Source organism: Rufibacter sp. JT3400010 (assembly GCF_054956755.1).
Window position 1 is genome coordinate 91500 of sequence record NZ_JBUDXA010000015.1, and the last position, 12020, is coordinate 103519.

Genomic DNA, 12020 nt, shown 5'->3' on the forward strand with positions numbered 1-12020 from the left:
AACTGCGTTTACAGGTTTCTAAAAATTCCCCAGCTATGTTTTGGCATAAGAGGTTAGTGGGGCCGCAGTCCTGGTTGTTGGTGATAACACCAACAACGGCGGAAACAGCGAGACACCAACGTCGGGTTCTTCCAGTACGTCCGCAGGACGATGAAGGCGTTGCAACGGAACAAACAGTAATGAAGTTCATCTGCGTCTTCCCCAGCGGAGGGCCGCCTGCGTAGCCCGAAGCGGAGGTAAGCGCAAGCAGAGGCGGATTTAACAGCAATACCGTAAGCTCCCTATGGAACAGAAGGCTTTTACCCGGTGGTACCCTCTGAAGCTCCGCCTGTCTGAGCGGCAGCGAGTTCGGAGCTTCTTGATTCTTTTGGTTACTTTTCTCATCAAGGAGAAAAGTGACAAACCTCCGCAAAGCGAGTGCTGAGTCCAGAGTTCTGAGTCATGAGGTAGGAAGTAATCAACTCGCCTGTTTCGCCAATCAGGAGATTGGCTGTCCACCAAGTGCGTAGAGGGCTGACGCTAACTCTACGCACAACAAAGCAAACATCTTGAAGCTCACGCCTCACTGATTTGCAAACTTCAGGTCGTGATGGGTCCAAGTCACAGACTTGAACCAGAAAAGGGGGGTGAAGAGCTAACATCCCGCCTCTCAAAGGAAGACCCCGCTTGGGTAGCTATTTTACATCCATTTTCTGCAAAACAGCCCCAAAGCACCTTTGCAACTGTCACACCATCTCCTATAAATTGAACTGTAAGTTCTTAGGCAAATCCTAAGACTTCAATAACTTATCAAAACAATCCTTATCTTCACAGTTCCCAAACTATCATTCTACTAACCCCTTTATTATGAAGCAGTTTTTTACCAGCAACCTTTCTGGCTGGAAGAAACCCGTGTTGCTGCTTTGCACCTTGGGTCTGTTCGTGGAGCCTTCGTTGGCTCAGAACGCACCCGTGCCGGCAAAGAAAGACAGCCCCAAAAAAGAAGAGAAGAAAGACCTGCCCTTAGAAGCAGGCCGCACCATTGACATCAACACCAAGGAAGGGTCTTGGCTCGCGTTGGATGTACATCCGGCCGGCGGACAAATCATCTTCAGCATGCTGGGTGATTTGTATTTGTTGCCGATGGCCGGTGGCAAGGCCGAGCAGCTGACCGAAGGCATGGCCCTGGACGTGCAGCCGCGTTTCAGCCCAGACGGAAAGTCTATTGTGTTCCTGTCAGACCGCGACGGAAATGACAACGTGTGGGTAATGGACCTGTTGACCAAGAAAACCCGTCAGATCAGCAAAAGCAAAAACGAGAACTTCCAGGCCGCAGAATGGACACCCGATGGTGAATACCTGGTGGTGTCGCAAGGTCGCCGGAATTTGAAACTGCACTTATACCACAAAGACAGCGGTAGCGGAACGCAGTTGATCAAAACGCCTGAGACTTTGAAAACCGTGGAGCCCGCCTTCGGCAAGGACCCACGCTATATCTGGTATTCGCGCCGCACTGGTGGTTGGAATTACAACGCGCAATTGCCGCAGTACCAATTGGCCACACTGGACCGCGAAACCGGTGAAACGGATACCAGAACCTCGCGCTACGGATCGGCGTTCTCGCCCACTTTGTCACCAGACGGCACCATGCTGGTCTACGGAACCCGCCACAACAACCAAACTGGTTTGATAGTGCAGAACCTGAAATCAGGGGATGAGAAGTGGTTGGCGTATCCGGTGCAGCGCGACGAGCAGGAATCAGTAGCGCCGCTGGGAGTGTTGCCGGCCATGTCGTTCACGCCAGATAGTAAAGAACTAGTGGCCTCTTACGGCGGTAAAATCTACCGTATTCCGGTAAATGGCGGCCAGGCCAAGGAGATTCCGTTTGAGGTGAATACTAAAATCGCGATCGGGCCTAAACTGGAGTTCAAATACCCGATTAGCGATGACAAAACCATGAAGGTAACGCAGATCCGCGATGCGGCAATGTCGCCGGATGGCAAGCGTCTGGCCTTCACCGCACTGGACAGATTGTACATCACGGATTACCCGAACGGCACTCCGAAACGCGTGACCACCAATGATTTCACTGAGGCGCAACCGGCCTGGTCGCCAGACGGCAAAGAGCTGGTGTTTGTGACCTGGCACGAGAAAACCGGCGGTGCTATCTACAAAGTAACAGCCAACGGCAAAGCGAAACCCGTGAAACTGAGCCAGGAGAACTCGGTGTTCCAGGAGCCGGTTTGGTCGCCCAAAGGCGATAAAATCGTGTTCATCAAAGGCGCTGCTCAAACCTATAGAGAATCAGCGGGGCCAAGTGCGTTTGACGCGCGGCAGACCATTAACTGGATCTCGTCTAAAGGCGGGCCCAGCACGTTTGTGACCAAAGCCAACCTGGGCGCTAACCCGCACTTCGTGCAAGGCGATGACCGCATTCACCTGTACAGCTCCTCAGACGGATTGATTTCCATCCGCTGGGATGGTACGGATAAGAAGCCGTTCGTGAAAGTGAAAGGAATCACCACCTTCGGCTCGTTCGCCGATATGCTGGAGGAGGAGATGAGCCACAACACGCACGTGAACGAGCGTGAGCCGCAAATGCAGGCTTCTACTGCTACTACGGTGATCAAAGCCCCTAAAGGTGACAAAGCCCTGGCCCTGATCAACAACGAGATCTACGTGGTGACCATCCCGTTTGTGGGCGGCGAAACCCCAACCATCTCGGTGGCTGATGTAGCTAGCTCTCAGTTTCCAAGCTGGAAATTAACGGACATTGGTGGTCAATTCCCGAGCTGGTCAGCCGATGGTAAGAGTGTGTACTGGTCTATCGGTAATGCCTTCTTCGCTTACAATTTAGACGCTGCTTTCGCGAAGAAGCGCGAAATGGAAGCCGCTGAGGAGCTGAAGAAAGACGCCAAGCCAAGCACTGAAGTTAAGAAAGACAGCACCGGCGCCAAAGAAGCCGTGAAGATTGAGGGCTACAAGCCGGTGGAAACCAGAATAGCCATCACGGTACCGCGTGACATCCCAACCGGAAACATCCTGTTGAAAGGTGCCCGCATCATTACCATGAACGGTGATGAAGTGATTGAAAACGGAGACATCCTCATCCAGGACAACCGCATCAAAGCTGTAGGTGCTTCTGGTACGTTAACTGTTCCGCAGAACGCTACCGTGATGGACGTGAAAGGCAAAACCATCACCCCAGGCTTCATAGACACCCACGCGCACATGTGGCCACGTTGGGGCGTACACTCCAACCAGGTATGGATCTACGCTGCAAACCTGGCCTACGGCGTGACTACCACCCGCGACCCGCAAACCGCTACTACCGACGTACTGACTTACTCAGACATGGTAGAAACCGGCAAAATGATCGGGCCACGGGTGTACTCTACAGGTCCGGGTGTGGGGTATTGGTCCTACAACCTTAAAAGCCTGGATCATGCCAAGAGCGTGCTGAAACAGTACTCAGACTACTACAACACCAAAACCATCAAAATGTACATGGTGGGGAACCGCCAGCACCGTCAGTGGATCATCATGGCCGCCAAAGAGCAAGGTCTGATGCCAACCACCGAAGGAGGTCTGGATTTCAAACTGAACCTGACGGAGATTCTGGACGGCTACCCAGGCCACGAGCATTCGTACCCCATCTATCCGCTGTACAAAGACGTGATTGATTTTGCTTCTAAGTCACAGATCGCTTACACGCCTACGCTGTTGGTAGCCTACGGTGGACCTTGGGCCGAGAACTACTACTATGCCACTGAGGATCTGGCCGGCGACAAAAAGCTGAACTACTTCACGCCTAAAGTAGAGCTGGACGAGAAATCGCGCCGCAGACCAGGTTGGTTCATGAAGGAAGAGCACATCTTTGACAAGCACGCGCAGTTTGTAAACAACCTGGTGAAAGATGGCGGTCTGGCCGGTGTTGGCTCCCACGGGCAGTTGCAAGGCTTGGGCTACCATTGGGAACTTTGGTCTATCCAATCTGGCGGCATGAAGAACCTAGATGCCTTGAAAGTAGCTACCATCCTCGGCGCGAAATCTTTAGGTTTGGACGGTGACTTAGGTTCTATCCAGAACGGCAAGCTGGCGGATCTGGTAATCATGGATCAGAACCCACTGGAGAACATCCGGAACACCAACACTATCAAATACGTGATGCGCAACGGTCGTCTCTATGATGCTAACACCTTGGATGAACTGGCCCCCACCAAGAAGAAAGCCCCAGACTTTGACTGGCACAGCGCCCTTCCACTGGGCGTGCCCGGTATTCAGGAATAATCTTTTCTGATGTTTTGAAAACGCCTCACCTGCTATGCAGGTGAGGCGTTTTTGTTTACAGCTTGTTTTCGGAAAATCTAGCCAGAAAGCATCGGCAATCTCTTTTGGGCTGTTTTGCGGAAAGCAGGCATGAAAACGGCACGGGCGTAGATACTTGTAGGAGCTGCGCACATTACGAGGTCTTTGGAGCTGTTTTGTAGAAAACAGGTTTAAAAAGTGTTAGCTCAACTGGCGCGAGACTCCAGTCTAGTGACATAGGATGAAGCGAGTCTCCAGACTCGCCGGGAACCACCAACAGAATAGTGCTTTCTTTATCGTCCTGAAACAGTCTTAGTGGCGAACTGTACTAGCGCTTCTTTTAAGCCATTCTAGTTCGCCCACAAGATCCTTTCAGGATGACAAAGGGATAAAGACAAAGACAAAGAGATAAAAGAGGGGAGAAGAAGATGTAGTTTCTGCCTTGTTTTGCCAAAACGGGCCTGAAACGCTATCGCTCCATCCTCTATTTTTCAGCGCAGGAAGGAGATAACTGATCGTCACAAAAAAGAAAAGGGAGGCTTCTAGTCAGAAGCCTCCCTTTTGGAACGGGTGGTGTGCTATTATTTAGAATGCAGGTGCACTTCCACTTTTCTGAAATCCGGGCCTTCGCTGCCCAAGACATCACTGGCGGTTTCTACCTTGAACTGGCGGTCTCCGTGGTACTGCTGAAGGTACTTTTTCAGGAACTCGGCCCGTTGGCGAGCTACCTTGCTTTTGACTTTGGCGGACCCTATGCTGTCAGAATACCCTTTCACCCACAGCGAGGCGTTGTCGGGTTGTTGCGTGAGGAAGGCGTCTAAGGCCGCGGTTTGGTCAGGAACCAAGAATACCTCGTTGAAGCCGTACCCTAACGTGATTTCGGTTGGCGCGGGTGCCGGAGCGGCTTGCACTACGGGCGCTGCTTCTACTACCGCAGGTGTCTCTTGCACGGGAGCAGGCTGGGTGAGGTAAGCGGTAGAAAGACCGTCTGGCGTGCGGGTGATCCACATCTCGGTGTTTCCTTTCCGTTTGTAGGCCGAGGTGAAGGCGTTTTCCTTGTTCACGCTGCTTCCTACTTTCAGGGGCTGGCCCGTTGGTTTGAAATCTTTGTCCAGGGGCATGGAATACACGTACGCCTGCTCACCAGATTTCTGCGAGTAGTACAGCGAATCATTCACCACGTAAGGCGAAAACTCCGCCTGGCGGGTGTTGAGGGGCGCACCTAGGTTGGCCGGTTTAGACCATTTGCCGTTTTCCCACTTGCTCAGGTACAGGTCTTCGTAGCCTTTGGTTTTGCGCAGATCTGCCGTAATCAGAAGCGTGTTCTGGTCTGGCGACAGGTAAGAGCCTAAGTTATAAGAATGGTTCTTGAGTTTAGGAAATGGTTTTTCGCCTGTTTTCTGGAAAGTAGCGCCATCCCACCGGTAGGTAACAATCTTCTCGTTTTTCCGGCCGGTTTTCTGATACACGTACACTTCATCGCCGGTGGCGTTAGAGCCAATGAGGGCGTTTACCGCGCCGGTGTTCAGGATGGGCTCTTTCTTGTAGGATGCCTGATCGCCGCGTTTTTCAGAGTAGAGGTACTGTCCGTCGTCGGTTTTTACGGCATAGATCATTAAATCCTCACCCACCAGAAAAACATCGGCCATCTGCTCGCGCGATTCTTTGATAGGAGATTGGGCGCGGGAAACTGCTGCGGTAGACAGAAGTAGGGCAATTGTGTAAAAGGTTCTTTTCATTTTTTTCTGAAAAATTCTGGTTACCACATGGTTACTTTTCTCCCCATTTTGGGGTATTTGGCCGGAAACAGGTTGTAGGTCACCATGAACTCACTTGTGTTTTTGCCAATGTATTGGGCATCGCCGGTAGGCATCTCGTGCACGTAGCCAACTCTAAACTGATTCAGGCGAACGCCCGCGTTTAGTGTGTAAGCCAGGTTGTGACGGTAGCCGCCGCCCGCCCAGAAGATGTTCTGGAACACGGCCTTGGCTTGTACCTCAGTGGTTTCTTTCTGCTTGCTGTCATAGCGGAAGATTCCGTTAGCCACCAGGCCTACTTGCTCAGATAACGCGGTGCGGTAACCTAACTGGGCCACGTGCTGGATGGTGTAGGTGCCGTCCATGAACTCGTCTCCCGAGGAGATTCCGCCTTTGGTGGCATCTTGCAGCGCGTACCCGGCATAGAAGTTCTCGCCAGTCAGCATCACGCCCAGGTTCACGTCCAGCTTGTTCACGCGGTTCTCGTTGCCCAGGTAATTGGCGAACTCCTGGTCATTGGCTTGGTCTATGACCAGCTTGTTGCCGTTCATGCGCTGGATGTCATAGGTTAGGGCCGCGCCCGCGCGAAGGCTGAGGCTTTCAGAAAGCCGGATGCGCGAACCGTAGCTCAGGTTTACCTGCGTCTCTACAAACGGACCGAACGAATCATGCAGCACAGACAGACCCCAGGCGTGCTTGGCACCGGCTTGGCGGCTGTATTCATCGGTTTCGCGGATTTTAAGTACATCGGTTTTTCTCCAAGCCGAGATATCTGCCTGGTCTAACTCCACGGAGGCGAAGAGGGTGCGCGGGGCATCTTCAAAGCCGGTCCACTGGTCGCGGTAAAAGGTCTTCACCATGGAGCCCTCATAGCCGGTCAGCGCCGGATTGAAGTACTGCTGGAACAGGGAGAAGTTAGCAATGTGTTTCCGGCTCTGGGCGGAAGCGCCCAGAGCAGAAAGCAGTAAACAAATGGATAAGGTCAACTTTTTCATTTTCGTTATTTCTTAAGGATAGTCACAGTACCTTTCTTCACATAGTTGATGTCTTTCACGTGGATGATGTACAGGTAAGGTCCTGCCAATACATCGCCGTGCTGGTTGCGTCCGTTCCAGCCTTGTTCAGGGTTGGTGGTGTGGAAAAGGCGAACTCCAGCTCGGTCAAATACTTGTACCTCCACGTTGTTGTAGAACTTCAGTTCTGGTACAGTCCAGGTGTCATTCACGCCATCGCCGTTAGGAGAGAAGGCATTCACTATCTTCAGGTCTACCGTGGCCACGTTGTAGCCTTCTTTGGTAAGGGTGAAGGTTTTCTCAAACGTGTTGTTGTAAGGGTCTACCGTTCTCACTCTGATAGAGAAGGACGTTTTACCAGACAGGCCTTTGTTTGATTTCAGGAACAGTTGGTTTCCGTCAATCTCGAACAGCACGTTGTCTGTGCTGCCTGCGCCCGTTACCAATTCATACAAGTGCTGGTTTTCTGGTTGGTTGTCAATAGGATCATCCACGTCTGTGGTGGTGAGGGTTCCTATGGCTTGGTCTGGTCCAATGCTAGGCTGGAAGGACGATTTGCTCAACGTGATGTTGGTTGGAGCCTGGTTAGGCATCACGCGCACTGTCCATTTTACGTCCACGTTGTTCACGTTAGACCGGTCGGCAGGCATGGTAAGCGTACCCGTGATTTCGTAGTCTCCGCTTTCCAGTCTGTTGTAGGTTCCTTGCTGCCAGGTTACCGGCACTTGCACGGCGTTTCCGTCTGTAAAGGTCACCGCTACGGTAGCAGGCTTGTTTACATTAGCGAACGTGGTTCTGATAGGAACTTCCAGCGTGGCTGGTCTTGCCGCAGAAACCGCGTTCGGTTTCACTGTCACAATTTGAGTGGCAGTAGCGGTATTACCAGAAGCATCGGTCACGGTCCAGGTAACGGTGGTGTTACCAGTTGGGAAAGTAGCAGGAGCATTGTTAGTAGCGGTAGCAACTGAGCAATTATCTGCCGTTACCGGGGTGCCCAACGTTACATTAGAAGCCGTTGTTTTTCCTGGGTCAACGGTTACCGTTACCGCTGCAGGAGCAGTAATAGTTGGGTTGATTTTGTCTTCAACGGTTACAGTAGCCGTGGCTGTAGATGCGTTTCCATGTGCGTCTGTTACGGTCAAGGTCACCGTGTTGGCGCCTACGTTAGAGCAGTCAAAGCTAGTTTTAGACAGAGCCAGGTTTGCAACACCGCAGTTATCCGTAGAGTTGTTGTCAATGTCCGCTGCCGCGATGGTCACGGTGCCTGCCGCGGTTAGTTGAACGGTGATGTTCTTCGCGATGGCTACCGGCGCAACTTTGTCTTCTACCGTTACGGTGGCAGTGGCCGTGTGGGTGTTGCCGCTGTTATCTGTTACCGTTAACGTAACTGTGTTGGCGCCCACATTGGCACACGTGAAGCTGGTCTTGTCAAGTGCAATGGTGGCGATGCCGCAGTTATCGGTAGAGTTGTTGTTCACTTGCTCTGCGGTGATAGTAGCATTTCCAGTTGCATCCAGTTGAACGGTGATGTTCTTCGCAATGGCTACCGGGGCTTGTTTATCTTCTACTGTAACATCAAAGCTAACCGCCTCTGTGTTGCCTGATGGGTCAGAGATTGAGACAGTAGCAGTGGTTTTGCCAGTAGGATACGATTTGGACAGGGTACGGGCAACGTATTGTCCCATTTCAGTTGGTGTTCCATAAAGAGCAAGATCATCCACGTAGAATAGTGTTGTCTCATCCATTGGATAGAAGTCTATACTTCCCAATTTTTTGATACCTGGCTCTCCCATTTCATTGTTAGAGAACTGCCAAGTTGTAACAACTACCCCGTTGATGGATATAGTTGCCTGGTCGGTATCTAAATTCACTGTTTGGGAAACTTCAAACCACTGGTTCTGAGGGTAGGAGAATTGAACGGAGTTGCCCACATATAGGTCACCGGTTCCGTCTGCGTTGAAGTGAACTTCTTGTGCCCACTCTAAGCCAGGTTCCTCTGCATGTTGTATGTTGTAGTAGCCTTTGCTGCCAGCCGGAATAAACATCTTGAACTTTATGGTCCAAATACCCGAAGTCTGGTCTCCCATAAAGAACAGTTGGTCTTCATTATGGCCTCCTTCTACTTTAAGACTCTTCTGGCCGCTGTTTGCCTGGGCAGAACTTACCTGGGAAGAGAGAGGACCATTGGGCCATGCTGCCCATACGTTGTTCTGGCCACTTATATTTCCCAGAGTAAAGTTCTCAAAGGTCTCAATGTAACCGACTGAACCAGAGTTGTCATTCAGTGTCAAAGCTGGAATAGTGAGCAATGCATCGCACCGGTCTGCATCTGTATTCACTGTTAGGTTGGTTGCCGTTATAGTAGGCTTCTCGGTGTCATTTACTGTTACGGTAAATGTCTTGGAATCGGCATTGCAGCTGTTAGTGGCTGTTGCGGTAACAGTTGTGGTGCCTACAGGGAAGAAGTAAGGAGACGCAACTGTTACACCATTGATTGTGTAGGTGATAGTTGGTGCTGGTGTACCAGTGGCAGTTGCCTCAAAGGAAACTGTAGCGCCTGCCTTGCCTGCTTCTGTTGATGCTGTAATGTTTTCAGGTGCCGTAATTGACGCTGCTCCGTTCACAGTTACCGTGGCAGAGCCAGTAAAAGAAGTGGCCTCACAGCGTGCATCAGAGACAGCCGTCAAGGAATAGGTTGTAGTTGCCGTTGGGTTCACTGAAACGGTGTAAGGGGAGGTCAGTATGCCGTTCACAGTAACTGGTGTGGTTCCATTTGTATAGGTAATGCTCCATGGAGCCGTGCCTGTTAAGGTGAAAGTAAGGGTAGTCGCTTGGCCTGCACACGTAGTATTGCCGCCGCTTAAAACGCCGGTTGGTCTTGTTAGTACTACACCGTCACAGTTGCGGTCAATACCATCACATAGATCGGTTGCACCTGGGTTGATGGTAGGGTCATTGTCATTGCAGTCTCCTCCACGCAGTACATAGCCTGTTGGAGGAGTTAAACCTGTTACGCTTACAGCAGAGTTACCGTACCCATCTCCATCAGAGTCTTGGTAATAGGTTGAAGTAAGAACTATGATCTTTACAGACCCATCACCGCTCCGTACTCCAGATTGAGTGGACCCATTTAGCACACCTCCTATATAAGAGGAGCCGCCGCCGCCATGCCCATTGCTTCCTCCAGAACCGCCGCCATACCAGCCGCCGCCGCCGGCACCAGAGTGATTAATGATTGCGTTTCCACCCAAACCAAGAGCACCGGGTGAGCCACCTCCCGGGCCAGCAATGCCTCCTGTGGTTTGCGTTCCTCCTCCCCCGCTATTTGCAGGAGAGTCACCAGGCCCTGTGCCACCGGTAAGTCCGCCGCCAGCACCTGCAATTCCACAGCCACCAGCCCATTCTGCTGCTCCGCCGCCGCCTGCTACTATAAGTCTATCAGTTAAACTTCCGGCACCTGCTCTAACATCAGAGGCACCTCCGCCAGTAGCGGTAGTATTGGCGTCAGAACCTCCGCGGCCTCCCCCGTTAAAGCCGCCGTTATTTCCGGCAGTACCCTTTCCCCCAACATAAACAGATAAGACCTGCCCTGGCGTGACAGATAACTCGCCGGCGGCATAACCGCCTAAACCACCCATATTGGGGCACCTTGGGGCATTATTTGCCGCCGTTCCGCCTTGGGCTCCCCAAGCCTCCACTTTTATGCGGGTAACACCAGCAGGAACAGTATAAGTCTGAACATTCCCTGTATAGGTAAATTCAGTTGTCTGTCCTTTGCTGGTGAAGGAAATTCCTAAAAGAAGGATGGGAACCATCCATCGCAAGAGCGATTTGGATTTCGCTCTTTCAAAAACTAATTTCTGCCACCGTAGTTTTGATGGCATTTCGTAAGAGTGTTTCATTATTAGAGTTGATTGTTTGCTCTTGAAATTACAGGCACTGATTTTTCTTGCAGAATGCCTACTGCAGGACTATCTCTCAGAGAGAGGCTTAGGTCCGTTGCCCATAAATTAGGTAGGGAGAATGCCATCACAGGTACCAGTAGAATTGAGTACTTGCCCTGATGGACGAAGCATGGGCCTTCTTAAGTAGGACTTGAAAAAGGCATGCCGTATACTTTCACTCTTTTGGGAAGAGTTAATAGTAAAGGTTTTCATAAAGGGTTGGGTAGTAAAGTTAGAGTATGGGTATAGTGCTTAGATTGAAATTACTGTTTTAAGATCTGTTGATAGGCTGTTCTCTTCTGTCTGGTCTGTTTCTTCTGCTATCTGTGCGTTATTGGGGTTGAGGTTATGTAGGTAATGGTAAATAATGAAGTTGCAAGCAATGGGTTGCTTAAGAATATATCTGTTTGTTTAAATTAAGATTTAACTCAATGCTTGGATTATTGCTAAATGATAGCATAAGCTGCCAAGATGAGGTTTACACTGTAAAGTTCCTTTGGGGGGAGAAGAACTATTAACAATGCAAATCTTATGTATAATTTTATAAATACAAAAAGTATAATAAAAATACTTTAAAAGTAACTATAACAACTATATTAAATTATAATAGTGCAAACTATATACATGAGTCTTAGTTGAGTATTGATTTGCTAAGTGCAAATTGTTGTCTTGGTTCGTTTTGCTAATAAGCTTGTTTGTATTTGTGAAATCAACTTTAATAAAATAGTTTGCTTTGGAAAATGATAAATATCATTTTAGGTGAGGCGTGTTTGTTGTATAAAAGGTAAATGTAAATTTTTTAATGCTGGGTTTGTAGTATCTGCTTAAGCATATATGTGGAGTAAGTCACTTATGACTGTCTTTGTTTACTCATTAGCTAACAGAGGAGGCTTTTATTTTATTAAACCCCAAGATGTTTCGGTTGCATGCTTGGTGATAAGTTTGCCAGCAAAAGGGCTTCGCTACTGAATGGCTTTTTCAACCTGTTTTCAGAAAAATGACCTGAAAACACGCTCCGC

The 12020-nt window shown here is 50.2% G+C and carries 4 protein-coding genes; 1 reads left to right on the forward strand and 3 read right to left on the reverse strand.

The window, feature by feature from the left end; all coding sequences use genetic code 11:
• Positions 1-846: 846 nt before the first annotated feature.
• Complete coding sequence (locus tag ACY0JR_RS14295) at positions 847-4269, forward strand: amidohydrolase family protein (protein ID WP_462634783.1); 3423 nt, start codon at positions 847-849, stop codon at positions 4267-4269.
• 599 nt (positions 4270-4868) lie between these two features.
• Here ACY0JR_RS14295 and ACY0JR_RS14300 read toward each other — a convergent pair.
• The 3 genes from ACY0JR_RS14300 to ACY0JR_RS14310 are packed head-to-tail and all read right to left on the reverse strand — an operon-like array spanning position 4869 to position 10941.
• The gene (locus ACY0JR_RS14300) at positions 4869-6026 is read right to left on the reverse strand and encodes an OmpA family protein (RefSeq protein ID WP_462634784.1); all 1158 of its coding nucleotides are present in this window, start codon (positions 6024-6026) and stop codon (positions 4869-4871) included.
• A 20-nt stretch (positions 6027-6046) separates the two neighbouring features.
• A complete protein-coding gene (locus tag ACY0JR_RS14305; RefSeq protein ID WP_462634785.1) occupies positions 6047-7039 on the reverse strand; it encodes a PorP/SprF family type IX secretion system membrane protein in 993 nt (330 codons plus the stop codon).
• A 5-nt stretch (positions 7040-7044) separates the two neighbouring features.
• Positions 7045-10941, reverse strand: a complete 3897-nt coding sequence (locus ACY0JR_RS14310) for a glycine-rich protein (protein ID WP_462634786.1) — start codon at positions 10939-10941, stop codon at positions 7045-7047.
• Positions 10942-12020: the final 1079 nt, after the last annotated feature.

Bases quoted from the DNA above. Each gene is read 5' to 3' on its own strand.
- ACY0JR_RS14295 (WP_462634783.1), top strand. From the start codon at position 847: ATGAAGCAGTTTTTTACCAGCAACCTTTCTGGCTGGAAGAAACCCGTG.
- ACY0JR_RS14300 (WP_462634784.1), bottom strand. From the start codon at position 6,026: ATGAAAAGAACCTTTTACACAATTGCCCTACTTCTGTCTACCGCAGCA.
- ACY0JR_RS14305 (WP_462634785.1), bottom strand. From the start codon at position 7,039: ATGAAAAAGTTGACCTTATCCATTTGTTTACTGCTTTCTGCTCTGGGC.
- ACY0JR_RS14310 (WP_462634786.1), bottom strand. From the start codon at position 10,941: ATGCCATCAAAACTACGGTGGCAGAAATTAGTTTTTGAAAGAGCGAAA.